Source organism: Rhodobacteraceae bacterium D3-12 (assembly GCA_025916135.1).
Lineage (GTDB): Bacteria > Pseudomonadota > Alphaproteobacteria > Rhodobacterales > Rhodobacteraceae > JAKGBX01.
This window is the reverse complement of sequence record CP104793.1, coordinates 1,125,839-1,151,452: the sequence shown is the minus strand read 5'-3', so window position 1 is coordinate 1,151,452 and position 25,614 is coordinate 1,125,839. Positions and strand designations below refer to the sequence as shown.

Genomic DNA, 25,614 nt, shown 5'->3' with positions numbered 1-25,614 from the left:
ATAAAAGCGTGCGGAAGCACTCCATAAGATCACGCCCCTCAAAAGAGACCGCCAAATGACCCGTTTCACCATCGCCTCTTTCAACGTCAAAAACCTCATCGGCGCGGACAAGGAATTCTACGAATTCCTCCACTACACCCCTGAGGAATACGCCTGGAAGAAAGACTGGATGGCCGAGCAGGTCATCACCCTCGACGCCGACATCATCGGCTTTCAGGAAATCTTCGAAGAAGAGGCCCTGCGCGATGTGCTCGACGAAGCCGACCGGCGCGGCGCGTCGCTCAATGATGCCACCCTGCCCGACGCGACCAAGAAATACCGCAAGAAAGCGATCTTTCGCAAATTGGCATACGAAGGCTACCGCGACGCCGCACTCGCCTTTGCCCCCAATGTGAACGACGGCGCACCGGGGCACCGCCGCCCCGGCCTCGCCATCGTCTCGCGCTTCGGCTTTGTCGACCCGCCCGAGGTGCTGCAAGACCTCGACACCCCGCTGGCGATCCCCTTGCAGGAACTCGGCGGCGGCGATGCCGGGCATTACACCGTCACCCGCCTCTCGCGCCCCGTCCTCAAGGCGCGCATCCCGGTGGGCGGCGAGGTTGTGACCGTCTTCAACTGCCACCTGAAATCCAAACTCGGCGAACATATCCGCCCCAAAGGCGCCGATTTCGCGCCCGAGGAAAACCTCGTCTCCTATGACGCGGCGGGCCGCGCCATGGGCTCGTTGCGCGCCGCCCTGCGCCGCATGGCCGAAGCTTGGGTGCTGCGCCGCGAAATTCTGGCCGAGCTTGATCTCGGGCGTCCCGTCATGGTCATGGGCGATTTCAACGATGGCGAACATGCGGTCAGCTCGGAAATCATCGCCGGTGAGCTGCCGTTCAAGAACTACTCATGGATGTTGCGCCACGACGCAAATCACGCCCAAGACCGCTACACGCGGCAGGAAAACGAACATATCACCGAACAGGTCCACCGCGTCCGCCTGCATTCAACCGAAAAACTCTTCGTGCGCAAATCCCTGCGCGACATGGTCTATACCTCGGCCTTTGGCGGCGTCTATGAAAGCATCGACCAAATCTATGTCTCGCGCCATTTCCACCCCGATTACGACAAGAAAATCGGTGACATGGAATATTTCAGCGTTTTCAATGACCACCTGACAGACGGATCGCACGACGAGGCGCCCTATAACAAACTCGCCTCGGATCACGGACAGATCATGGTGCATATGGTGCTGAACAACGAGGATTAAGCCAAACCGGCCACCGCCCCAATCCGCCCCGCCCCGATCCGATCCGAGGAGAACACACATGCAGTTTGACTATGTCATCGTCGGCGGCGGATCGGCCGGGGCCACCATCGCCTCCCGGCTCTCCGAAGACCCCAAGATCAAGGTCTGCCTTCTCGAAGCGGGCGGCGCGAGCAAGGATATCCTGATCCGTGCGCCCTTGGGGGTGGTGGCCATGCTGCCCGGCTATGGCAAAATCAACAATTGGGCCTTCAAAACGGTGCCGCAACCCGGCTTAAACGGGCGTCAGGGCTATCAGCCGCGCGGACGCGCGCTCGGCGGTCCTCGGCGATCAACGCCATGCTCTATATTCGCGGCCAGAAAGAAGACTACGACGGCTGGGCGCAAGCGGGCTGCACCGGCTGGGGCTGGGACGATGTGCTGCCCTATTTCAAACGCGCGGAAAACAACGTTAACGGCGGTGATGCGTTTCACGGCGACAGCGGCCCGCTGCATGTCTCGAACCAAAAAGCCCCCCGCCCGATCTCGCGCGCCTTTGTCGAAGCCAACACCCAGCTTCAGATCCGCGAGACCGAGGATTTCAACACCGGCAACAACCAAGGCGCGGGGCTGTTCCAAAGCAGCATCTTCCATTCGCCCGAAAAGAACGGCGAACGCTGCTCGGCGGCGGCGGCCTACCTTCATCCGGTGATGAAAAGCCGCGCCAACCTCACCGTCATCACCAAGGCACGCGCGACGAAAATCCTGTTTGAGGGCAAACGCGCCGTGGGCGTCGCCTATCGCCAAGGCAAGGAAACCCAGCAAGTGCGCGCCACGCATGAGGTGATCATCGCCTCCGGCGCGTTCCAATCGCCGCAATTGCTCATGCTCTCGGGGATCGGACGGGCCCATGACCTCAAACGCCACGGGATCGACGTGGTGCATGATCTGCAAGGCGTCGGGCAAAACTTACAGGACCACCTCGACTATGTGCTCGGCTATAAAACCAAGGACACAGACAACATCGGCATCGGCCTGCGCGCCACGGGCAAATTGATCTCCGAGATTGTCAAATGGCGCAAGCACGGCAACTCCATGGTGGCCTCCACCATCGCCGAGGCGGGCAGTTTCTTTAAATCCAGCGCCGATGTCGCGCGCGCCGATCTGCAAACCCACTTCGTGATTTCGGTGGTGGATGACCACGCCCGGAAACTGCACCTCGGTCACGGCTATTCCTGCCATGTCTGCAACCTGCGCCCCTATTCCCGTGGCGAGGTGTTCTTGCACTCGGCCGATCCGCTGGCCGATCCGGGCATTGATCCGCGCTTCCTGTCGGATGATCGCGACCTTGATATCATGGTCAAAGGGGCCAAGAAAACAAGGCAGATCATGCAGGCCCCGGCGATGCGAAAATACATCCACAAAGAGCTGTTTGGCCTGCATGACGCGATGAGCGATGCCGACTGGGAACACACCATCCGTGATCGCGCCGACACGGTCTATCACCCGGTCGGCACCTGCAAAATGGGGGGCGATGATATGGCGGTGGTCGATCCCGCGCTCAAGGTGCGCGGCGTGGACGGGCTGCGCGTTGCCGATGCGTCGGTCATGCCGATGCTGGTCTCGGGCAACACCAACGCGCCGACCATCATGATCGGCGAAAAATGCGCCGACATGATCAAGGCAGACCACAAACGCGCAACCGCCGCGGCCTGAGGTCGCGCAAACACACGGCAAGCCCCCCCATCACGCCGCCACGCACTCGCCGCAGCCCCGCTGCACGGGCACATTGAGCGATCATCCACCTTGACCCGCCCGCCTGTGGCCCTATCTTGAGCCCCAAGAGAGGACGACCTCTCCCAGAGCCTTCTTCCCCAGCCCCGAACCCCGGGCCTTGGGACTGCACCTCGGGACGACCCGACATTACGAACAGGGACGCCCCATGCGCAGCCGCAACGACCGCCTTCGTCACGCTATTTCCTTTGAACTGATCGGCCTCGCGATCGTGACGCCACTGGCCTCTTGGGTGTTTGCCCACCCGCTTGGCGATATCGGCGTCGTCGCTTTGGTCAGCGCCACTCTGGCGACGATCTGGACCTATCAGTTCAACCTAGGCTTTGATCACGCCATGCTGCGCATTCGCGGCGACGTGCGCAAAACCCCGCGCATCCGTGTGCTGCATGCTGCGCTGTTTGAAATCGGTCTGATGCTGGTGCTGCTGCCGTTTATCATGTGGTCACTTGACCTTTCATGGATCGACGCGCTGGTGATGGACCTCTCCTTCACGGCCTTCTATTTCTTCTATGCACTGGGGTTTAACTGGGGCTACGACCTGCTCTTTCCCCTGCCCGCCCCGCATGGCACCATCGACTGATCCGACTGATCCGACTGACTGACCTAACCGACCCCAAGGACCCCCACCCATGCCCCTGCTCGACCTCGCCGATGTGACGCTGCACTATCGCCTCGACGGGGCCGAGAGCGGACCCACCATCGTCTTCTCCAACTCTCTCGGCACTGACCTTTCGCTCTGGGATGCGGTTCTGCCGCTGCTACCGGCAGGGCTGCGCATCCTGCGCTATGACATGCGCGGGCATGGCGGCTCGTCCTGTCCGCCTGCCCCCTATGCGATGGGCACGCTGGTGCGCGACGCCGAAGCGCTCCTCGATCACCTCGCAATCACCGATTGCGCCTTTGTCGGCCTGTCGATTGGCGGCATGATCGCACAGGGGCTCGCCGTCAAACGGCTCGATCTGATCCGCGCTTTGGTGCTGTCGAACACGGCGGCCAAGATCGGCCTCGCCAGCATGTGGGACGACCGTATCGCCACCGTCCGCGCCAAGGGGATCGACGCCATTGCCGACGCCACGATGGAGCGCTGGTTCTCGCGTGATTTCCGCCGCTCGGGCGATCTGCAACATTGGCGCGACATGTTCACCCGCCAGCCGACCGAAGGCTACTGCGGGGCCATGGCCGCCATTTCCGGCACCGATTTCTACACCCCCACATCGGGCCTGCGCCTGCCAACGCTCGGCATCGCAGCAAGCGAAGATGGCGCCACCCCGCCCGACCTCGTGCGCGAAACCACAAACCTGATCCCCGGCTCCCGCTTCCAGCTGATCCGCCGCGCCGGACACCTGCCTTGCGTCGATCAACCAGCCGCTTTCGCCGCCGCGCTCACCGATTTCCTGCGCGATACCGGCCATATCGGCGCAACCGAAACACCGCCGTCCGGCGCCTAATGTGTCGCGTTGCAAAGTTGTTTACCTTACGTCATGATCCCGCATAACGTTTATCGCGAAGTGAAAAGATGACCGATTTTCTGTTGATTCATGGCTCCTGTCACGGCGCTTGGTGCTGGCGCGACCTTGTTCCGGCGCTCGACGCGCTTGGCCACTCGGCCCGCGCGATTGACCTGCCCGGCCATGGCGGAGACCTCACCCCGATCTCTGACATCACGTTGCAGTCCTATACCGATGCGATCCTCGCCGCGATCGACACGCCCGTCACTCTGGTCGGCCACTCTATGGCGGGCTATCCGATCTCACTCGCCGCCGAACAGGCCCCGGACAAGATCGCGCGGCTGGTCTATCTCTGCGCCTATGTGCCCCACGGCGATCTGACGCTGGCCGATATGCGCAAACAGGCCCCCTATCAGCCGCTTTTGCCCGCGATCATCCGCTCCGAAGACCGCGCCAGCTTTCGTATCGACCCGACACAGACCGAAAAAGCCTTCTACCACGATTGCCCCGACGGCACGACCGCCTATGCTAACACGCGCCTCTGTGCACAGGCGATCCTGCCCCAGACAACACCCTGTCCGCTGGGGGCCGCATACCGCTCCGTGCCGCGCAGCTATATCCGCTGCACCGATGATCAAACGATCCCGCCAGAACATCAGGTCACCATGACGGCTGACTGGCCACAGGAAGACGTGTTTTCCATGCCCACGGGCCATTCACCCTTCTTTGCCGACCCCGCCGGGCTGGCCGCACTTCTGGACCGGATCACCGGCTGATATTGCGCCTCCGCGCAACGCGCGCCTCCTGCGCCCGGCGCCCTTTCCATACCCCACCCCGTCATAAATGACCCAAGGTCACAGAACCCTTGCGCTTTTCCCGAGCCTTGGCCAAGGCTATCTCATTGCTTAACTGAATTTCTCACAACACAAGATCGCCTGCTTATGTCCCAACGCCTGCCGATCCTCTTTATCGTGCTTACCGTGATGATCGACGCCATGGGGATCGGGCTGATCATGCCGGTCATGCCCGCCCTGATCGCGGAAATCGACGGTGGCTCTGTTGCGCAGGCGGCGGTGTGGGGCGGCGTGCTCTCCACCGCTTTTGCGGTGATGCAGTTCCTGTTCGGCCCGATCCTCGGCGCTTTGTCAGACCGCTACGGACGGCGGCCGGTGTTGCTGGTCTCGCTGCTGGCTATGGCGGCGGATTATGTGGTCATGGCGCTGGCGCACTCGATGTGGCTGCTGCTGGTGATGCGGATGATCGGCGGCATCACGGCGGCGACACATTCCACCGCCAATGCCTATATGGCCGACATCTCTGCCCCGCATGAAAAAGCGGCGCGGTTCGGGCTGGTCGCGGCCGGCTTCGGGATCGGCTTTGTGCTTGGGCCGGTGCTGGGCGGGGTGCTGGCCGAATACGGCACGCGCGCGCCTTTCTGGGCGGCCGGGGCGCTAGCGCTGACCAATGCGCTGCTGGGCTTCGCTGTGCTCAGCGAAACCGTCACCGACAAGATCCGCCGCGCCTTTGAATGGCGCCGTGCCAACCCGTTTGGCGCGCTTCTTGCCGTGACCCGTCTGGCGGGGCTGCGCGGGCTGATCACGGTCTATTTCCTGTTTCAGGTCGCAACAGCGGTCTATCCGGCGGTCTGGGCCTATTTCCTGACCGAAAAATTCGGCTGGAGCGAGGCAATGATCGGTGTCTCGCTTGGGGTCTATGGCGGTTTTTACGCGCTTGTCATGGCCTTTGCCGTGCGCCCGGCCATTGCGCGCATGGGCGAACGCGGCAGCGTGATCTTCGGCCTCTGGATCGAAATCTTCTCGCTCGTCGTCCTCGCCTTTATCGGCAATGGCCTCTTGCTGATCACCTTCATCCCCGTGGCCGCGCTCGGCGCGCTCGCCCTGCCCGCGTTGCAGGCCAGCATGTCACGCGCCGTGCGCGATGATGCCCAAGGTGAATTGCAAGGTGTGCTCGCCTCGGTCACCTCGCTGGCGATGATCCTCGCGCCGCTGGCCATGACCCAAACCTTCGCGTTCTTTACCAAGGCCGACACCGCGCTCTACCTGCCCGGCGCACCGTTCCTGCTGGCCGCAGGGCTGATGCTGGCCTGCGTTCTCGTTTATTTACGCAATTCCGCGCCGTCAGAGCCATAAAATGTCGCTTTTGAGACTTGCGCGGGGGTGAGTCTCCGGCGCAGGTTTGTGCAAACGGACCGCACAGGGAACCACCAATATGACCGCCATCAAAGCCGCCGTCTGCCACGAATTTGGCGCACCACTCAGCATCGAAATGGTCGAGCTGCGCGCGCCCGAAATGGGCGAGGTCGAGATCACACTCGACGCCGTGGCCATCTGCCACTCCGACATCTCCTTTGCCGAAGGGGCATGGGGCGGCTCGCTCCCTGCGGTCTATGGCCACGAAGCGGCGGGCCGGGTCTCGGCGGTGGGCACAGGGGTGCGCGACTTTGCAGTCGGCGACGACGTGCTGGTCACGCTGATCCGCGCTTGCGGCACTTGCACCTCCTGCTCGGGCGGCAAACCGACGAATTGCGAAACGCCCTATGATGGCGACAAGGGGCCGCTGACCATGCCCGACGGCTCGAAACTGCATCAGGCCATGGCCTGTGGCGGCTTTGCCGAGCGGGTGGTGGTGGATCAAAGCCAAGTGGTCAAACTGCCTTCGGAGATGGAAAAAGACGTGGCTTCTCTGCTGTCGTGCGGGGTCATCACCGGGGTGGGTGCGGTGGTTAATGCCGCCGGGCTGCGCGCCGGCCAAGACGTCGTGGTGATTGGCGCGGGCGGCGTTGGGCTCAACACGATCCAAGGCGCCCGCATCGCCGGCGCGCGCCGCATCGTCGCCGTCGACATGACCGAAGAGAAGCTGGCAGACGCGATGGAATTCGGCGCGACCGACGGTGTGCTCGCCACCGAGAAAAGCCCGTGGCGTCATGCGATCAAAGCAATGGGGCGCGGCGCGGATGCTGTGTTCGTCACCGTTGGCGCGATCAAAGCCTATGACGAAGCGCCCCGTTATCTCGGTCGCGGTGGCAAAGTGCTGATGGTGGGGATGCCGCATTCGGATGCAATGTCCACCTATTCGCCCGTGATGATGGCCGCCGTCGGCCAAGGTATGATCGGCACCAAAATGGGCGACGTGGTGATCCGGCGCGATATCCCTTGGATGATTGACCTCTACCAACAAGGGCGACTCAAACTTGACGAGTTGATCTCAAATCGCTGGACCTTGGAGCAAATCAACGAGGCGATCACCGATACGAAATCCGGCGCCGCGCGGCGCAACGTGATCCTGTTCTAATTTACGTTCGATGCCGTAGAAGGTTTTGCGCCGCACTTCGTGCGTCGCCAGGGGGGGCCTCGCTTCGCTCGGCCCTTCCGGTTTTGGCTGTTGTTATACGCCATGGGCCAGCGTTCCGGGGAAGGCAGGCGTAGAATATGGGTATTTGAGCCATTAAAGAAACAACAGGTTTGCGCCCTAATGCGGCCTCTCATCTTTCTCCAAAGAACACTGAACTCAACCCGTGCTGCACATCAAGTCCCCTCAGCCTGAACGCATAGCCCCCGGCGCACGCGGGTGGGTGGGTGGGGCGTGTGCCGGGGGGCGGGGTGACGTTTTATGCACAGCTTCTGACGCGGGAGGGCTTGTGTTTCGTTTGCCCCGCGGGCGAGTGTGGGCGCTGACACATCGTAAGGGGCACCTTGCGCCATGAAGCTGACTGATCTTGACATAATCATCACTGCGCCGCCTGCGCCCGGCTGGGGGGGCGCTATTGGATCCTCGTTAAACTGGGCACCGATACCGGGATCACCGGCTGGGGCGAATGCTATGCCTCCTCCGTCGGCCCCGAAGCGATGCGCGCTGTGATCGAAGATGTCTTCGCACGCCACATGCAGGGCCAATCGCCGGAAGACATCGAACTGATGTTCCGCCGCGCCTATTCTTCGGGCTTTACCCAGCGCCCGGATCTCACCGTTATGGGCGCGTTTTCCGGCCTTGAGATCGCCTGTTGGGACATTCTGGGCAAGGATCGCGACCGCCCTGTGCATGCCCTGATCGGCGGGCGCATGAACGAGCGTATCCGCGCCTACACCTATCTCTACCCGCAACCGGGGCAGGATTTGGCTACGTTCTGGACCGACCCGGACGCCGCCGCCGTTTCGGCTCTGGCGATGGTCGAGAAAGGCTACACCGCCGTTAAATTCGACCCCGCCGGCCCCTATACCATGCGCGGTGGCCATATGCCCGCCATGTCCGACATTTCCACCTCGGTTGCCTTTTGCAAAGCGATCCGCGAGGCGGTTGGCGACCGCGCCGATCTGCTCTTTGGCACCCACGGACAGTTCAACACCGCCGGTGCAATCCGCTTGGGACAGGCGCTTGAGCCCTATTCGCCGCTCTGGTTCGAAGAGCCCACCCCGCCCGACAATATCGACGACATGGCCCGTGTCGCTCGCAACCTGCGCATCCCCGTCGCCACCGGCGAACGGCTGACCACCAAGGCCGAATTCGCCGCCGTCCTGCGCGCCGGTGCCGCTGAGATCCTGCAACCCGCCCTTGGCCGCGCCGGGGGCATCTGGGAGATGAAGAAAGTCGCCGCCATCGCCGAAGCCTTCAACGCCCAAATGGCCCCGCATCTCTATGCAGGCCCCGTGGAGTGGGCGGCAAACATCCAACTCGCCGCGTCGATCCCCAACATCCTCATGGCCGAAAGCATCGAAACCCCCTTCCATCACGACCTGATCAAAGGCGCGATCACGGTTGAGGATGGCTTCATCACGCCCCCCACCACACCCGGCCTTGGCATCGACGTTGACGAGGATTTGGCCCGCGCCCACCCCTACACCGGCACCGGGCTGCACCTTGAGATGCAGGAAGCGCCCTGCGACTATAAAGGCGGCAACAACTTCCAAGGTGGCGCACCGGCGATACCCGACTAGCGCCAAACCCGCCTCAACGCTTGAACTCGCCTTGTCCCGCGCCATATGCTAAAGTTGGAATGGATCAAAACGAGGACAGCGCGTTGGACGCAACCACCACCGCCGCCCCACCCGCGGAAATGGCCCGCAATGCGGAACAAGCCGCCGCATACCTCAAAACGCTGGCCCATGAGGGGCGGCTGATGATTTTGTGCCATCTCGGCTCCGGCGAGAAATCTGTGGGCGAGCTGGAAACCCTGCTCGATTGTCGCCAGGCCGCGGTAAGCCAGATGCTCGCCCGCCTGCGTGAAAAGCGTCTGGTGAACACCCGGCGGAGCGGTAAAACCGTCTATTACAGCCTCGCGGATGACTGCACGCGCACCCTTATCGCGCTGCTCTATCAACAGTTCTGCGGCCCCGACGGGCTAGACGCGAACAACGCCACCCCCTGCGCATAATCGCGCGGCCCCGCACCGGCCAAACACCGCGCGGCCCTATCACAAAGCCGTGCAGGTGCTTTATGGAGCGCGCGGTTTTGCTTATCTTGAAGACGGCAAACACCGCCCGATCACCACCCTGACCGCCAGCCCACCCGCCGCCCGACCACCAGCCCGACCGCCGCCCAACCGCAAAGGAGAGCCGCCAATGCAACGCCGCCCCATCACGCCCGCACCCAAGCGCCCCCACATCACCCGCCGCGCCGCGCTTGCAACGGCCGCTGGCGGGTTGGTTACGCTTGCCTCCGGCCTGCGCATCCCGGCCCGCGCCAAAACCCTCGCACCCACGGCCTCCATGCGCGGCGGCGCCAACAACTACCTGCCCGGCGCTCCGATCGTGAAGCGGATCGGCAGCGGCGGCTTCTGGATGAGCGGCACCGTGCGCCGCGCAGGTGACGGCGCCCCCTCGCCGGTCAGCGGATCCAGATCTGGGCCCATACCACCGAAGGCAACGAGCGCGACAAACACAGCCACGGCGCCACGCTTAGCGACGAAAACGGCGTGTTTCGCCTTGAAATGCCCCAGATCGTCCCGGCGTTCGGCCAAGCACACGGGCATCTTGCCTATGACAGCGATGCCTTCGAAACGGTGTTCCTACGCCCGGTGATGTCCAGCCCGCGCGACACCAGCCTCGAAGCGCATTTCGTCCTGAAACCGGCCTGATCGCGGGTGACGCGCCGCGCCAAACCAACTGCGCGCACCCTGCTTGTCTGGGCGTTGCTCATCGGCGTGATCGCCGCGGCCATTGCCGGCGCCGCGATCAGCCCCCTGCTCGCCTATCGTCAGCCGGTCTATATCCTCGGTGGCTTTGCCGGCATCGTCGCGCTGGCGCTTGTGGTGGTGCAACCGCTGCTCGCGGCGGGGCTATTGCCCGGCCTGCACCCGCTGCGCGCTCGGCGCGTGCACCGCTGGGCTGGCGCTGGCCTGATCTCTGCGGTGGTGGTCCATGTCGCCGCGCTCTGGCGAACCAGCCCGCCTGACGTGATCGACGCGCTCCTGTTCCGCTCGCCAACGCCATTCTCGGGGTTTGGCGTCACCGCTATGTGGGCCGTTTTCGCCGCTGGCGCCCTTGCAGTCCTCCGCCGTCGCCTGCGCCCCGCACTCTGGCGCGCCATCCACCTCTCGCTCGCTGTGCTGATCGTCACGGGCACAATCGCCCACGCGCTGCTGATCACCGGCACGATGGAAACGACCACAAAATCGCTGCTCTGCCTCGCCGCGCTCACCGCCACGGCGCTTGCTTTGACACAACGCTCAAAGAGCCGGCGCAAACCTGTGAATGGCGATCCCTGAAGGACTCGAACCCTCAACCTGCTGATTAGAAGTCAGCTGCTCTATCCAGTTGAGCTAAGGGACCGCTTGCGCCCCTATTTGAGCAAAGCCGCCCGACTTGGCAAGGGCCAGCAGGCCGCAGAGCTGCGTTTTTGTCGCCAAGCTAGGGAACACTGCACCCGGTCTGCTGCACAGGCGCCGACCTGACCGGCTCATGACACAGGAAAACGTGGGACAGGGCATATCAAAAGCGGAGCAGGAAAAAGCGGGCAGGACAAAAACGGGCACGACAACAGCAGACCTAACGAAACGGCCAAGCAAAAACTGTCTTAGAGCGTCAGATTTAGTGCGACCATGGCTCACGCCGGTTGGTCGCAAAATTCTCACCATAACCGCCGGACCGGATGATGGGCTTGCGCTTGTGCGGCTCGCTGACCACCGCTTCGATCCCATGCTCAGCCGCATAATCCAACGCGGCTTCCTTGCTGTCGAATTTCAACCGCACCTGCGCCTGCGTATCGCTGGATGAGGTCCACCCCATCAGCGGATCAATGTTGCGCGCGCTGGCGGGCGCATGTTCCAAAACCCAATATTTGGTTTTCGCGGTGCCCGAGGACATCGCTGTGCGTGCGGGCTGAAAGATACGTGCAGGCATGGCTGGTCTCCGTTTGATGCCCTTGGTTTAACCCCAAGAGCGCCCCGCCGACAAGGCGCAAATGTGCCGCATTGCGCCGAATTTCCGGCCCTTGCCCGGCCTTTAGGCCCCTAGCCCCCATAGGCCCCGATCAGTAGCAAGACACCAGAACCGTAAAGCTCGACGTCTGGCGCGCGATGTCTTCGGGGTTCATTGTCGCCTGCCCCTGCTTCAGAAGCGGCAGTACGTTGTTGCTTGTCATGAACTCCTTGGCCAGCCGCCCGCGAATGGCGAAATTGACGTTCTGGGCAATGTCGCCCGAGCGGTCCGCCAGCGATTTGGCGTTCAGCTTGGACACCACCACGCCGACAATCGCACCCGTCCGGTCCACCACCGGCCCGCCCGAATTGCCCGGCTGAACCGGCGCGGAAATCTGCATCCGCCGGTCGTCCCCGCGCAGCCCTTTTTCCGAACTTACCGCCCCGCGCGTCACGTTCAGCCCGCTCAGCAATCCGGTCAGCGGGAAGCCAACAACCGTCACATCGGAATTAAGCCGCGCCGGAGACGGCGCGAACTCTGCCACCGTGGCCACATCGCTTGGCGACACTTTGATCAGCGCAAGATCCCACTCGGCGTTGGCGGCGATAACTTCGGCCTGTTTGCCCTTCACCTTCACCGCGCCACAGTTGTCGATCACATGCTCATTGGTCAGGATATGCCCACCCCGGCTAACGACAAACCCCGTGCCGGTTGACTTCCTGCGCGAGAAGTCGGGCTTGGGGCCGTCGCCATTGCGGCGTGGCGGCTCGGCGCGTTCCGGGGTGCGGCGCGGCACACCGGCAAATTGCCGTCCGCCGTCATCATCCTTTGACCCGGCAACTGGGGCACGACCCGTCGGGGCGCGCCGGTCCGGGGCTGGGTTCAGCCCGCCCATATCGTCGCTTGAATCCGGCCCGCGCGGCGCGGGCTTTGGCGCGCTGTTATACCCGCCGCCATCGTCGCTGGATCGTGGCGCAGGTTTTGGCTTATTCAGGCTCCCGCCATCGTCGCTCGCCCTTGGTGCGCGGTTCGGGGTGCGCGCCACACCGCCGTCGTCGCTCGCTTGCGGCACGCGCGAGCCTGCAGAATTGTTGCGCCCCGGCATCAGCGGCGTGCGCCCGCCCGTGTCGTCGCTGCTGCTTGGCCCGCTGGCCACCCGCGCCGATCCCGGCACAGGTTCCGCCATCGGGCGTTCCGCCGCATAGCGCCCCACTTGCTCAAGATAGCTCTTGCCAGAGGAACACAACGCATCCGCCGGCACCTCTCCGCGGGTCTTCAACCGCTGCAAATGCGACGCCGACGTGGCCTTGGGAATGATCTTCCATGTGATCGCATACCAGCCGTTCTGGCTGCGATAAATCACCGTGTCCCGGTCGTTCCAACGCAGCTTTACATCGGCAATCGCCTCTTTCCGGCTCGGCTTGGACGCCAACACAACAGTACAGCGGGTGTCGGGAATAAATGACTGCGCCTGCACCAGTCCGGGCAGCATCATCGCCCCAACCAACCCCAGTGCTCCGATCAAATTGCGCTTCATGAAAAAATCCCTTCTCACCAATCCTTACCTCAGGTTAAGCCAAACCATCGCCTCCTGCCAAGCCAGAGCAGAGCGAATTTTACCAACGGGTGCAAAACGTGATGATCCGCGCGCCGCTCTCCTGACACCCTACTGTCAGCATGCCGCGCCCAATTGGCCCGCCCCCCCTTGAACCGGAACATAAAGTGATCAAATCTGACACACTCGCCACCCCACCCCCGAGTCGCCCCTGCTGACTTGTCTCCGCTGAACCACCGCCCGAAAGGTCCGCCCATGCCGCATGTCCATACCGACAGCTCAATGCCCATGATGCACGCCCCGGCCGAGGATGTGAAAACGCGTGAAAAACTCGAAGGCGGCAAGCGCATCGTGATGCACACCGAATTCACCGCCGCCGGGGACCAACCCACCGCGATTGCCGAACTGACAGCAGGCATCACCGAAGGCGAGCGCAATCAGGTGCTCTTGGGCGCGACCGGCACGGGCAAAACCTTCACCATGGCCAAGGTGATCGAAGAAACCCAACGCCCGGCCATCATCCTCGCCCCCAATAAAACCCTCGCCGCCCAGCTTTACGGCGAGATGAAGAGCTTTTTCCCCGAGAACTCGGTCGAATATTTCGTCAGCTTCTATGACTATTACCAGCCCGAAGCCTATGTCGCGCGCTCCGACACCTATATCGAGAAAGAAAGCCAGATCAACGAACAGATCGACAGGATGCGCCACTCCGCTACGCGTGCGCTTCTGGAACGCGACGACGTGATCATCGTCGCCTCGGTGTCGTGTATCTACGGCATCGGCTCGGTCGAAACCTACGGCGCGATGACACAGGATTTGAAAGTCGGCGCAATGTATGACCAACGCGCCGTCATCGCTGACCTCGTGGCCCAGCAATACCGCCGCAATGACCAAGCCTTCCAGCGCGGCTCGTTCCGGGTGCGCGGCGACAGTCTCGAAATCTTCCCCGCCCACCTCGAAGACCGCGCATGGCGGCTGTCTTTCTTCGGGGAAGAGCTTGAATCCATTGTCGAATTCGACTCCCTCACCGGCGAGAAAACCGGCACGATGGAGCATATCCGCATCTATGCCAACTCGCATTACGTCACCCCGAAACCGACGATGACCCAAGCGATCCAGCACATCAAGACCGAGCTCAAACAGCGCCTCGACCAGCTGGTGAATGACGGCAAACTGCTCGAAGCGCAACGCCTCGAACAGCGCACCAATTTCGATCTCGAGATGCTAGAGGCCACCGGCGTCTGCAACGGGATCGAGAACTACTCCCGCTACCTCACCGGCCGCGCCCCCGGTGAGCCGCCCCCCACCCTGTTCGAATTCATTCCCGACAACGCCATCGTTTTCGCCGATGAAAGCCACGTCTCCGTGCCCCAGATCGGCGGCATGTATAAGGGCGACTACCGGCGCAAATTCACGCTGGCCGAACACGGCTTCCGCCTGCCGTCCTGCATGGACAACCGCCCCCTCAAGTTCGAGGAGTGGGACGCCATGCGCCCGCAATCCGTCTTTGTCTCTGCCACCCCCTCGGCGTGGGAGCTTGAACAGGCCGGCGGCGTCTTTGCCGAACAGGTGATCCGCCCCACCGGCCTGATCGACCCACAGGTCGAAATCCGCCCGGTCGAAACCCAGGTCGATGACCTCCTCGACGAAATCCGCATCGTCGCGGAAAAGGGCATGCGCGTGCTCGTCACCACGCTGACCAAACGCATGGCCGAGGATCTGACCGAATATCTGCACGAACAGGGCATCCGCGTGCGCTATATGCACTCGGACATCGACACGCTGGAACGCATTGAAATCCTTCGCGATTTACGCCTCGGCGCGTTTGACGTGCTGATCGGCATCAACCTGCTGCGCGAAGGGCTCGACATTCCCGAATGCGGCCTCGTCGCCATTCTGGATGCGGACAAAGAAGGCTTCCTGCGCTCGGAAACCTCGCTGATCCAAACCATCGGTCGCGCCGCGCGAAACGCCGAAGGCCGCGTCATCATGTACGCCGACCGCATCACCGGCTCGATGGAACGCGCCCTTGGCGAAACCGACCGCCGCCGCGCCAAACAGATCGCCTATAACGAGGAACACGGCATCACCCCCTCGACGATCAAGAAGAACGTCGAAGACGTGCTGTCCGGCCTCTACCAAGGCGACACCGACATGTCCCGCGTGACGGCCAAGATCGACAAACCCCTGCACGGCGCCAATCTCGAAACCGTTCTCGAAGGCCTGCGCACCGACATGCGCAAAGCCGCCGAGAACCTCGAATTCGAAGAAGCCGCCCGCCTGCGCGACGAGGTCAAACGGCTCGAGGCGGTCGATCTGGCGATTGCCGACGACCCCCTCGCGCGGCAATATGCGGTTGAAAAGGCCTCAGAGGCCGCCGTAAAGTCCAAAGGCCGCTCAACGGCCGGACGGCCGGGGCAAAGAGGTGGGAATGTGAAGCGGAGGGGGCGGTAATCTCACCCTCTCACCCAAGGATTAGTCTTTCTCAATCTTCTAGCAGAACTAGAGGCAAAGTAGCCGTTCCAATTTTCTTAACAAACTTCTCGTCAAGATAAGGAGTTTTCTTTCGTAGTTTCCATTCTGGAAAATGAGATTTATGCAGCCAAACCAGATAGTCTTGGTGCAAACGCGTTACCAATTTACTGGCCATAATCCCCCAATCAATCCAGCCCTCCAAAGCACTAATTACTTCATTCCTACCGCCGTGTTCACGCGCGACACCCGCTATGAAAACGTATTCTTCACCTAATGGGTGAAAAGAGTTTCCAACACTTTTGTGCAGGTACATCTTCAAAACAGAATTTTCGGAAACGTGCGGTAAGTTCGATCTAGTGATCGATTGCAAATAATGATTTGTTGAATTATTTCTTATAGTTCTTGCCAATTCGTATGCCTTATCATTTACTATTTTTTGATACTCAGAATCGAATCTACTTAAGAAATCGGCCCTGTCTTTTTGTACCGATCGTGTAAGTATCGTCTTGTAGTCTTCGAATATTCTGAGAGATTCAAAAATTTTGGCGTTCAATGCTCTCATTATAGTAAATTGATTTATCATGAAAAGCTGAATGGAATCATCATCTTTGGGCTTATCCGTGAATGTTTGTATAAGTAACTTTTTGAAAACGGCAGCTTCATCCACCGCAAAGCTCAGAGTGGCGATAAACGCCAGTTCTTCATCAGGTATTTTATTCTTGTCGTTAGCATTGATGGCCAACTCTCCAATATGAAAAATTTTCCTATTCTCCAACACATTCACCTCTTTCTTTCAAATTCTAATCTTTACAACGTATCACAATTTTGGCCAGCCACTAATAAACTAAACCTGACGTTTGCCACGCCCCTTTTTAGAAGTTTAGAAATTTCGAATTTTAGGCGACCCGCCCCCACCGCCCGGCGCCGCCAGCCACCGCCCGACCTCCCCCAGGAGGGCGCTTTAGCACCGTTCCCCCACCAAACCACCGTCACACCCAAACAGAGCCTCCGCCCACCACAAACCGCCCGCATGCGCCCTCCAGGTCGGGCGCGGCCCAACGGCGCCTCCCGCACAGCAAAACCCGAGTATTCCCCTCGGAAAACTACCTGACAAAAACACTCAACTACTTGATTCCATTACATTTTTTGCTTTACACCCCGCCCCGACACGCGCTATCAATCCCCCAAGACGCATCGCAAGCCAGACATGGCCGCCAGCCACCCAGCAAGGCACACCCTCAGACATATACCCAAGGGTCACCCCAGCAAGGTCGCCAGCCACCCAAATCCAGCCAGCCGCGTCTTATTTCCCTAAAATTGTCAAAGGCCCTGCAGAGTCAGGCAAAGCGCAGTTCAACCCCGCGCCCGTCCACCTGCCCCGGCACAAGAAACCCTTCGGTCCCCAGCCACTCGAACCGGCCGGTGTAATCCCCATAGCGTGCGTTGCTCACCACCCGCGCGCCCAGCGCCTCGGCCCCGGCCAGCAAAGCCGCATCGGCGCGCCCCTCCGGCACCACCATCACCTGCCTGCGCGCCACGCCCAACGCCCGCGCCAAGCCCGCATCGCTCTGCCCGACATCGGCGTCGAACCACACGACCGGCACAAAACCTTGCACTTCCAATGCCTTGACCACCCGCCGCACGGTTGCAAGCCGCGGCGCATCGCCCCAACCCATCACGTCCGACCCGTCGATTACGATGTAACCCCGGCTCACCCGTCGCCATTCCCGCCACGCCAAGACCAACGCCGCCGCGCCCGAGAGCAGCGCAAGCAACACCTCGTCGCTCAACACCCCGCCTTGGGTGACAAAGGCAAACCCGGCGACCAGAAGCGAGGCCAAAAACAAGATCAACGGCAGCACCATGCCCTTACCATAGCCCGCCCGCGCCATCCGTCAAATCCCGCCGGTCAAAGTGCCCGTCTTCACTCGCCCGCCTCTTCACTCACCCGTCACGGTCAAGCCCAGCATCCGCCAGCCCTGCATCCCTTGCCGGTAATACATGATCCGCTCCGCCGGAAAGCCCGCCTTGATCATCCGCCGAATTGCGGTCGGTGACTGCCCGCACCACGGCCCGTTGCAAAACAACGCCACCGTCTTGATCTTCTCGGGCAGGCATTCAAACCCGTCGAAATCCGGCTCACAGCCAAGCTCGCCCAGCCGGTCGGCCATCTCGGTATAGGGCATGTTGACCGCACCGGGAATCGACCCCCCCTCGAAATTCGGACGAATGCGGCTGTCGATTACCATCACATCGGGGTCTTTAAGCGCGTCCAGAAGCTCCAATTCGCCAATCGTCGTCACCCCGTCGGCGGGCACCATCGGCTGAATACAGAAGTTCGGGCAAGGCCTTGATGTGCGGGCGAAATCCCCGCTGATGACATGGCCCGTGTCCTGATTGCGGCTAATCTCAACTGCGCCGCCATCGGTTTCAACAGTGACCGACATCACCCCTTTGGTGATTTGAACCGGATCATCCGCCAGCACAGGGCTGGCCAGCATGGCGACACAGACAAGCGTGGATCTCAACATCGGGGCATTCCTTTCGCAACAGGGGTTCACCCGCCAGCTTGCCCCATTCATTCACTCAATGGAATGCGTCATAGCCGCCACTTGCGGCGCATCAGTCGAAATCGAATATTTCTTCGAGAATAGACTTGCGCCGCTTCTTCTTGCGATACGTCCCGTCATCAGAATATTTGCCCTTGTACCGCTTGCCCTTAGGCGCGCGCGCCTCGCGGTAAGGTTCCTGCCAAACGCGCGGCTCCGGTGCGGCCTCGGGCGCTGGCTGCGGCACCGGCTCTGGCTCAGGAACTGGCTCCGGGTCTGGCAACGCCATATCGCCCACCGCCTTGTCGATGATCTTGTCCAATTCACCCCGGTCAAGCCACACACCACGGCAGCTTGGGCAATAGTCAATCTCAACCCCGTGGCGTTCGCTCATGCGCAGGGTTTCACCGTCAATCGGGCATTTCATCGGGCGCGGCTCCTTTGTCGCTTTATCCCCGATGATATGGGAAAGGCCACGCGGTCTCGCAACCCGTGGCCTCCGCTTTGCCGCCGTAGGGCGGGGTTTCACCCCGCCCTACGGCCCTGCTGGATCAACGCAGCACATGCACCGCACATTGCGCATGGCGCACCACGCGCGATGCGGTCGAGCCGAGGAAATAGTCGCTGATGTCCGGGCGATGCGAGGCCATGACGATGCAGTCAATCTTGGCCTTAGCGGCAAACTCCAGAATGCTGCGGGCCGAATGCCCCTCGATCACCTTGATCACCACATCCCCCGCCCCGGCAAGGTCCTCTTTCAACCCGTTCGTCACGGCCGCCATGGTCTTTTCAAACTGCCCCTCGGGCAACTGGCTCGCCACATAGCCCGGCATCGTCTCGACCACGGTCAGCGCGGTGATCGTCGCGCCCTCTCCGGCCAACGCCCGCGCCACCTTCAGCGCCGCATCGGTGTTGGGGTCGTGATCTGCTGCAATCGGGACCAGAATATTCTTATACATCGCGTTTCTCCTTCGCTTCTCGCAAAGGAGCATGGCGCAAAACGCGCCCCCGCGCCTTGATTCAGGTCATGTCAAAGGGCTCAGTCATACGCCTCGCTCACCTCATACATCACCGGCTCGAAGCTCTTACACAGCTCGGCAATCTTGCGGTTGCGCTGGCGCATCTCGTCACTGCGCAGCATCGCCTGAAAATCCTCGCGCCGCTGCCATTGCGAATAATTGGCAATCCGCGTCTGCGCGTCATTGATATGCAGCCCCGCCCCGATGAACCCCGGCTGTTTTGAGATAAACTCGGCATAGGCCGCACTCAGCGCATCCATCAAATCCTGCGCCGTGCCCGGTGTCATCTCAAACGTGGTGATCACCGTCTGGACCGGGCTGTCCTTGGCTATTGTCGGCATGTCGTACCTCCTTCACTCCGCGCAACTCCAAAGCCAGCCTAGCGGATCACCCGCCACTGGGGAACCTCCCGCAAGCAGCCACAAGGCACATCGCGGTCACTTTGCCCGCGTTAACCCGTTGTTTACCAAGTTTAACCCATAGTTGAGGCCCCAAGGCCCGATACGAGAGTGCGGCATGAAGCGCCTTTACCAGTTCATGAATGCAACCCTGCGCCCAGTGCGGCACCCTTTGCGGCACCTGGCGCAGCACCTGACGGCCCGCGCCACCGTCACCGCCATCACCGCCCTGATCGCCGTCACAGCCTGTCCCGGCGCCCCCGCCCATGCCGGCGCATGGCCGCGCGAAAAAGGCACCGGCTTCCTGTCCGTCTCAACCTATGTCTCGGGCACCTCGATCAACGGGCCTTATGCGCTTTATACCAGCACATATGGTGAATACGGGCTGGGCCGGACCCTCACACTCGGGGTCGATATCGGGCATGGCGTCTCGGGCAAATCCAAGGCCATCGTCTTCCTGCGCGCCCCCTTGCGCGAACCGGCACCCGGCCACCTCATCGCCGCAGAGCTCGGCTTCGGACAGATCGCAGGCGAATTGGTGCTGCGCCCTGGCCGCTCTTATGGCCACGGGTTTTCGCGCAAGAACGGGCGATCGGGCTGGATCTCGATCGAGGCGGTCAGCGAACACCGCCTCACCACCTCACAGGTCGACTACAAGGCAGATTTCACCTTTGGCCTCACCCATTCCGACCGCTTCAAGACGATCCTGCAACTGCAAACCGGCAAGAGCCATCGCGACCCGTTCTTTGCCCGTCTCGCCCCCTCAATGGTAATGCGCGTGACCCCGACGATGCATGTCGAACTTGGCGTCACCGCCGGGCTGACCGGCGATGACAGCTATGGGGTGAAATTCGGCTTCTGGCGCGATTTCTAATCGCCAAAGCCGGGACGCGCGGACCTGCACAGCGCCTACCTTTACAGCGCCAGCCTGAGTAACGCCCACCTGCACAGCCCCGACCTGCACAGCGCCCGCCCGCAAACCGGCAATGCGCAAAGGCCCAAAGCGCCGCTTATCCACGTCCCCTCAATCCATCCGCACTTTCACCGCCACTTCACCAATGACCGCCTGATCGAACACCACCTCGACCTGATCACTGTTCGGCCCGACCTTCAGGTTCACATACGGCTGCTCAAAGCGTTTCACATTCGCCGCATTCTTCAACGGCCCAATCGGCTGCACCGATTCCACGTTCCGCGCAAAGCCCCCGAACGGCAGGTTCGGCGCGCAATCCACCGTCCACACAGTCGACAACGTCGCCTCCTCATGGTTCACCAAAAGCGGATTATACGTCCCATGCTCGATCAGCTTGAACATATTGTCGCTAAACGTGACATTCACCGCCCGGTCGTGATCCAGATCGGCAAAGCTGGTGTCGACCTTCTCAACCTTGTCGATGCTGCCGCCAATGGTGCGGAACAGGTTGCCCTGCACCACCATCTGATTGACGTAATGATTAGCACCATAAGGTTTCACAATGATGAACGAAAACCACGGCGCAACGTGGCTCACCAAAAACACGTTGTCGCTGATGTTAAGCTGACTGAACGACAGCTCCGAATTGTAATCCGGCGCGCTGTCATGCTCGTTCGTCCACTCGATGAAACAATTGTCGACATAGTTGCCGTTCACAATCGCACGGCAATTGGTCGTGGTAAACGCGATCCCGGCAAGGCGCAGCCCGTCGTCGGCATTGTCCCCCTGATAGAAATGGTTGCCCGTGATGATCGACCCGGTGCCGCCCAGAATGGCAAAATGCCGGAACCGGGTCGAGCGGTTATCGCGCAGCTTCACGTCGCTACCTTGCGCGTTCAGCACGAGCGACTCGCGATCCTGCGCCAGCACCCCACCTTCCTCGCTCAGGAATTGACAGCGGTCCACCGTCAGCCCCTGACAGCCTTCGCCGGGGCTTGTGATCCCGCGACGCCGCGGCCGGCTGATAAAACAATCGCTGATCCGAAACGCCACGCCGGTCGGCGCAAGACAGATCCCGCTGGAGCGGAAATTACATTGAAATTCAATGCTTTCCAGCCCAATCTTATCAATTCGCTCGAACCCGCTGAAATCCAGCAGATATTTGAACCGGCGAAAGGTAAAAGTTTGCGTCCCATCCGCGTCATAAAGCTCGGTATTCAGGGTGATTTCCTGCGTCGCCTCGTTCTTGGCCCGCACATAAACCTCGCGCTCCACACCGCTGCCCTCAACCAGCGACCCGATGGCGATGTTGGCCACATTCACAACGCCGCTCAACACCTTGGCATTGCTCGGAGAATAGCTCGCCTGACTAGTCACCACATCGATATCCCACGCGGCGTTGTCATTGGCATAAAACTGCCCGTTCCGGATGACCCGGCGAGTCGAATAACTCACCCGATTGGGCACCGCCGCGCTCAAATCTATCGGCCCCTTAAGCTCGACCCGGCGCCCCCCATATCAAGCGATTCATGCCCCGAGCCGTTCAACAACGACTGAAACGCTTTCTCAAACGCCAGAACCTCATCGCCAAACGCCTCGATATAGGCCGGAAGATCGAAATTCTGCGTCATCGAAAAAATCGCCGTATCCGGCATGCTCACCGTGCCCTGAAATGTAACACGGCTCTCAAAGGTCATGGAATCGCTTAGAAAATGCTCGCCCTCCGGCACCAGAACGATGCGCCCATCGGCATCCGCATCCGCCGCCTCGAACGCCGCCAGATCGTCGGTCGCGCCGTCACCCAATGCACCGTAATCGCGCACATCCACCCATGGCATCATGTCGCGCAAAAACGCGCTGGTGATGTCTTCGATGACAAGATCGTCAATCCGCACCACGCCGCCGCTCGGCCCGGTCAAATCCAACCCGAAATGCCCATAAAGCGGCGCCGCGCCCCAGACCATATCGACCCCGCCACGCGCCCCCGCGCCGACAATCGCGCTGACCTCGACCACCTCGCCATATTGGCTCAGCGTCGTGCTCGCTCCCACCTCGCTCAGCCCCGCCACATGCACGTCCCCCGCGCCCCCGGCCCATGCGGCGATACGCACGCTGGGCAGGTTGCCACTCACCGCCTTCACCCGCGCCGTGATGCGCAAATAGCACCCGGGCAAAAGCGGCGTCTCCCCCATATAGCGCAGCTTCTGGGTCACCTCGGTCTTTTGCAATTCCAGACAGCCGCCAAAGTCCTGATCCGCCGGCACAAGTGCCGCGTTCAGCGCGCCATCATAGGTGTCCTGCCCCGCTGTGCCGTCCTGGCTCGACCAGACATCAAGCCCATTTGCAAATGCGGGCGGCATAAAGACCACGCCATCGGTGATTGCCTTGTTCATCTCGGGTTCCCTTTCCACATCCGCCACGGGTCCACGCCACGGGGCCGGGATGCTGGTTGACTGAATTCACTCATGTCCCAAGGCGCACGTCGCCCGGACAGGAAAGGGAGGTATCAACCAAATGTTAACGCTGTCTGAGACCACCGTGACGGTGCCCCGCATCGGCGCCCTTGCGTGCGTTGTGTTAACGAACGCCCCAGCCACAAATAGGCAGCGTCCCCCGACAGCCGAGAGTCAGCCGGATGTCAGCCGGGAGTCACCCCCCGATCTGCCACGCCAAACCCAAAGGTTAACCCGCGCCCACGCTCCACCACGGCCCAAGCCCCCCGCCGCACACGAAACCCAGCACAGACCGCCCCTCAACAAGCCGCGTCCATCGCTTCATCTGACTGAAAATATCCCGGGGGGTGTGTGGGGCTGGCCCCCCACCTTTACAGCGGTGTGGGGGGTTGGCCCCCCATTTATAACGGCGGCCTAGCGGGCTGCCCCACTCAAGCCAAGCCTGCGAACCCGCGCCCCACATCAACCACGTCAAACCGCCCTACAGCCTCACCCGGCGCAGAGACGATCCTTGACCATCGGCCCAACCGCGCCAAAATCCATCTGGCCGGTGTATTGCGATTTCAACTCGCCCATCACCTTGCCCATATCCCGGATCGAGCTGGCCTCGACCTTGGCAATCGCCGCATCGACGGCTTTTTCCACGGCCTCATCCGACAGCTTCTTGGGCAGAAACTCCTCGATCACCTTGATCTCGCTGCGTTCCCGCTCGGCAAGGTCAAGCCGGCTGCCCTCTTCATAGGCGCGCGCGCTCTCTTGCCGCTGCTTGACCATTTTGCCAAGAATCGCAAGGATTTCACCGCCATCAACCCCCGCTTCATTGCCTTCGCCTCGCGCGGCAATATCGCGGTCCTTGATCGCGGCATTGATCAAACGCAAGGTCGAAAGCCGATCCGCGGCCTTGTCCTTCATCGCCTGTTTCAGGGCGCTGGAAACGCGCTCTCTCAGATCCATCTTTGCCATCCCCATGGTTTGCAAGAATTTCGTTAAATAGCCAATGCGCCCGCCCCTTGCAAGAAATCTCGCTCCGGCGGACGCCACGGAAGCCTCCGCGCCGCCATTTTGCGCAGTCTTTGGCGCAATTGAACAAGGGCCAAAGCGCCCCCTTGACCCTTCCCAAGCGCGGCACTAGGTTCCGCCAAATTTCCCCGGAGAGAATAGCATGCCGCTCGACACCCATGCCCGCCCAACCGCCTGCCTCGCCCTCGCAGACGGGACTGTCTTTTACGGCCACGGTTTTGGCGCGGTTGGGCACACCACGGCCGAGCTTTGCTTTAACACCGCAATGACCGGCTATCAGGAAATCATGACGGATCCCTCCTATGCCGGACAGGTCGTCACCTTCACTTTCCCCCATATCGGCAATGTCGGCGTGAACCCGCAGGACGATGAAACCGGCGATCCGGTGGCCGATGGCATGGTGGTGAAATGGACCCGACCGAGCCGTCAAACTGGCGCGCCGCCGAACCGCTCGGCACATGGCTCGCCGCGCGTGGGCGCATCGCGATCGGCGGCGTCGATACGCGGCGTTTAACCCGCGCCATCCGCCAGCAAGGCGCACCGCATGTGGCGCTGGCCCATGACCCCGAAGGCAACTTCGACATCGAAGCCCTCGTTGCCGCCGCTCGCGCCTTTGCAGGCCTCGAAGGCATGGATCTCGCCAAGGATGTGACCTGCGCGCAATCCTATAACTGGGACGAAATGCGTTGGGCCTGGCCGATGGCTACCCGCGCCAGACAGCGGCAAAGTACAAGGTCGTCGCGCTGGATTACGGCGCCAAACGCAACATCCTGCGCTGCCTTGCGTCGGTTGGCTGTGACGTGACCGTATTGCCCGCCACCGCCACCGCCGAAGAGGTGCTGGCCCATAATCCCGATGGCGTGTTTCTCTCCAACGGCCCCGGCGATCCGGCGGCAACCGGCGCTTATGCCGTGCCGATGATCAAAACCATTCTTGATGACACCGACCTGCCGATTTTCGGCATCTGCCTCGGCCACCAAATGCTCGCCCGGGCGCTCGGCGCCAAGACGGTCAAGATGAACCACGGCCACCACGGCGCCAACCACCCGGTCAAGGATCTCGATACCGGCAAGGTCGAGATCACCTCGATGAACCACGGTTTCGCCGTTGACAGCCAATCCCTCCCCGCGGGCGTCAAGGAAACACATGTTTCACTTTTCGATGGTAGCAATTGCGGCATCCGCATGCTCGACCGCCCGGTTTGGTCGGTGCAATACCACCCCGAAGCCTCCCCCGGCCCGCAAGACAGCTTCTATCTGTTCGAGCGTTTTGCCGCAGAAATGGCCAAGCGGGCGGGGTGATCCCTTTGAACGCGCCGCGCGCCCTCTTGCTGGCGCATGGCGCGTTTCCTGCCTTTGACAGGCATTTGTTAACCGCCGGTTAACCAAA

20 protein-coding genes, 1 tRNA gene and 5 pseudogenes are annotated in these 25,614 nt (G+C 61.4%); 14 read left to right on the top strand and 12 right to left on the bottom strand.

Annotated features, from left to right (window positions below; all coding sequences use genetic code 11):
• The first annotated feature begins 55 nt into the window (after positions 1 to 55).
• The 9 genes and pseudogenes from N4R57_05755 (at position 56) to N4R57_05715 (ending at position 9,859) form a co-directional block, all read left to right on the top strand.
• Positions 56 to 1,252, top strand: coding sequence for an endonuclease/exonuclease/phosphatase family protein (locus N4R57_05755; protein ID UYV38564.1), 1,197 nt, complete (start codon positions 56 to 58; stop codon positions 1,250 to 1,252).
• A 58-nt stretch (positions 1,253 to 1,310) separates the two neighbouring features.
• Positions 1,311 to 2,944, top strand: a pseudogene (locus N4R57_05750) (GMC family oxidoreductase N-terminal domain-containing protein).
• Positions 2,945 to 3,170: 226 nt separating this feature from the next.
• A complete protein-coding gene (locus N4R57_05745; GenBank protein UYV38563.1) occupies positions 3,171 to 3,602 on the top strand; it encodes a PACE efflux transporter in 432 nt (143 codons plus the stop codon).
• Positions 3,603 to 3,651: 49 nt separating this feature from the next.
• Positions 3,652 to 4,470 carry a 3-oxoadipate enol-lactonase gene (pcaD, locus tag N4R57_05740; protein ID UYV38562.1) on the top strand — a complete coding sequence of 273 codons (819 nt, stop codon included), beginning with the start codon at positions 3,652 to 3,654 and terminating at the stop codon, positions 4,468 to 4,470.
• 68 nt (positions 4,471 to 4,538) lie between these two features.
• Positions 4,539 to 5,246 (top strand): alpha/beta fold hydrolase, encoded by a 708-nt coding sequence (locus tag N4R57_05735; GenBank protein UYV38561.1) that lies wholly within the window; start codon positions 4,539 to 4,541, stop codon positions 5,244 to 5,246.
• Between the two features lie 165 nt (positions 5,247 to 5,411).
• On the top strand, positions 5,412 to 6,620 hold the full coding sequence (locus tag N4R57_05730; protein ID UYV38560.1) for a TCR/Tet family MFS transporter: 1,209 nt from the start codon (positions 5,412 to 5,414) through the stop codon (positions 6,618 to 6,620).
• 79 nt (positions 6,621 to 6,699) lie between these two features.
• Positions 6,700 to 7,782 (top strand): alcohol dehydrogenase catalytic domain-containing protein, encoded by a 1,083-nt coding sequence (locus N4R57_05725; GenBank protein ID UYV38559.1) that lies wholly within the window; start codon positions 6,700 to 6,702, stop codon positions 7,780 to 7,782.
• A 408-nt stretch (positions 7,783 to 8,190) separates the two neighbouring features.
• Positions 8,191 to 9,422 (top strand): annotated as a pseudogene (locus N4R57_05720) (mandelate racemase/muconate lactonizing enzyme family protein).
• Between the two features lie 119 nt (positions 9,423 to 9,541).
• A complete protein-coding gene (locus tag N4R57_05715; protein ID UYV39516.1) occupies positions 9,542 to 9,859 on the top strand; it encodes a metalloregulator ArsR/SmtB family transcription factor in 318 nt (105 codons plus the stop codon).
• Positions 9,860 to 9,940: 81 nt separating this feature from the next.
• Here N4R57_05715 and N4R57_05710 read toward each other — a convergent pair whose 3' ends face one another.
• The gene (locus N4R57_05710; GenBank protein ID UYV39656.1) at positions 9,941 to 10,195 is read right to left on the bottom strand and encodes a hypothetical protein; all 255 of its coding nucleotides are present in this window, start codon (positions 10,193 to 10,195) and stop codon (positions 9,941 to 9,943) included.
• On the opposite strand from N4R57_05710, the pseudogene N4R57_05705 reads away from it, so the two are divergent.
• Together N4R57_05705 and N4R57_05700 are read left to right on the top strand one after the other, a co-directional pair.
• Positions 10,194 to 10,561: pseudogene (locus N4R57_05705) on the top strand (twin-arginine translocation pathway signal). The gene N4R57_05710 and the pseudogene N4R57_05705 sit on opposite strands and share 2 nt — an antisense overlap.
• A gap of 6 nt (positions 10,562 to 10,567) precedes the next feature.
• Positions 10,568 to 11,191: a ferric reductase-like transmembrane domain-containing protein gene (locus tag N4R57_05700; protein UYV38558.1), complete on the top strand. Its 624-nt coding sequence runs from the start codon at positions 10,568 to 10,570 to the stop codon at positions 11,189 to 11,191.
• Here N4R57_05700 and N4R57_05695 read toward each other — a convergent pair.
• The 3 genes from N4R57_05695 to N4R57_05685 form a co-directional block, all read right to left on the bottom strand.
• A tRNA-Arg gene (locus tag N4R57_05695) sits at positions 11,179 to 11,255 on the bottom strand. The genes N4R57_05700 and N4R57_05695 overlap by 13 nt on opposite strands.
• 258 nt (positions 11,256 to 11,513) lie before the next feature.
• Positions 11,514 to 11,825 (bottom strand): ETC complex I subunit, encoded by a 312-nt coding sequence (locus N4R57_05690; GenBank protein UYV38557.1) that lies wholly within the window; start codon positions 11,823 to 11,825, stop codon positions 11,514 to 11,516.
• A gap of 130 nt (positions 11,826 to 11,955) precedes the next feature.
• The gene (locus tag N4R57_05685; GenBank protein UYV38556.1) at positions 11,956 to 13,380 is read right to left on the bottom strand and encodes a trypsin-like peptidase domain-containing protein; all 1,425 of its coding nucleotides are present in this window, start codon (positions 13,378 to 13,380) and stop codon (positions 11,956 to 11,958) included.
• 306 nt (positions 13,381 to 13,686) lie between these two features.
• On the opposite strand from N4R57_05685, the gene uvrB reads away from it, so the two are divergent.
• Complete coding sequence (uvrB, locus tag N4R57_05680) at positions 13,687 to 15,852, top strand: excinuclease ABC subunit UvrB (GenBank protein UYV39515.1); 2,166 nt, start codon at positions 13,687 to 13,689, stop codon at positions 15,850 to 15,852.
• Between the two features lie 31 nt (positions 15,853 to 15,883).
• On the opposite strand, the gene N4R57_05675 is transcribed toward uvrB, so the two are convergent.
• The 6 genes from N4R57_05675 to N4R57_05650 form a co-directional block, all read right to left on the bottom strand.
• Positions 15,884 to 16,648: a hypothetical protein gene (locus tag N4R57_05675; GenBank protein UYV38555.1), complete on the bottom strand. Its 765-nt coding sequence runs from the start codon at positions 16,646 to 16,648 to the stop codon at positions 15,884 to 15,886.
• 562 nt (positions 16,649 to 17,210) lie between these two features.
• Entirely contained in the window at positions 17,211 to 17,765 is a 555-nt protein-coding gene (locus N4R57_05670) for a hypothetical protein (GenBank protein ID UYV38554.1), read from the bottom strand.
• Between the two features lie 48 nt (positions 17,766 to 17,813).
• The gene (locus tag N4R57_05665; GenBank protein ID UYV38553.1) at positions 17,814 to 18,404 is read right to left on the bottom strand and encodes a rhodanese-like domain-containing protein; all 591 of its coding nucleotides are present in this window, start codon (positions 18,402 to 18,404) and stop codon (positions 17,814 to 17,816) included.
• A 91-nt stretch (positions 18,405 to 18,495) separates the two neighbouring features.
• Positions 18,496 to 18,849 carry a zf-TFIIB domain-containing protein gene (locus tag N4R57_05660; GenBank protein ID UYV38552.1) on the bottom strand — a complete coding sequence of 118 codons (354 nt, stop codon included), beginning with the start codon at positions 18,847 to 18,849 and terminating at the stop codon, positions 18,496 to 18,498.
• Between the two features lie 124 nt (positions 18,850 to 18,973).
• Positions 18,974 to 19,381 (bottom strand): universal stress protein, encoded by a 408-nt coding sequence (locus tag N4R57_05655; protein ID UYV38551.1) that lies wholly within the window; start codon positions 19,379 to 19,381, stop codon positions 18,974 to 18,976.
• 80 nt (positions 19,382 to 19,461) lie between these two features.
• Positions 19,462 to 19,782, bottom strand: coding sequence for an antibiotic biosynthesis monooxygenase (locus N4R57_05650; GenBank protein UYV38550.1), 321 nt, complete (start codon positions 19,780 to 19,782; stop codon positions 19,462 to 19,464).
• Positions 19,783 to 19,957: 175 nt separating this feature from the next.
• Here N4R57_05650 and N4R57_05645 point away from each other — a divergent pair, with 175 nt between their 5' ends.
• Positions 19,958 to 20,713 carry a hypothetical protein gene (locus N4R57_05645; protein UYV38549.1) on the top strand — a complete coding sequence of 252 codons (756 nt, stop codon included), beginning with the start codon at positions 19,958 to 19,960 and terminating at the stop codon, positions 20,711 to 20,713.
• 150 nt (positions 20,714 to 20,863) lie between these two features.
• Here N4R57_05645 and N4R57_05640 read toward each other — a convergent pair.
• Both N4R57_05640 and N4R57_05635 read right to left on the bottom strand, forming a co-directional pair.
• Positions 20,864 to 23,145 (bottom strand): annotated as a pseudogene (locus tag N4R57_05640) (right-handed parallel beta-helix repeat-containing protein).
• Between the two features lie 549 nt (positions 23,146 to 23,694).
• Complete coding sequence (locus N4R57_05635; GenBank protein ID UYV38548.1) at positions 23,695 to 24,159, bottom strand: GatB/YqeY domain-containing protein; 465 nt, start codon at positions 24,157 to 24,159, stop codon at positions 23,695 to 23,697.
• A 208-nt stretch (positions 24,160 to 24,367) separates the two neighbouring features.
• Between N4R57_05635 and carA the strand changes: the two are divergent.
• Positions 24,368 to 25,526 (top strand): annotated as a pseudogene (gene carA, locus N4R57_05630) (glutamine-hydrolyzing carbamoyl-phosphate synthase small subunit).
• The last annotated feature ends 88 nt before the right edge of the window (positions 25,527 to 25,614 follow it).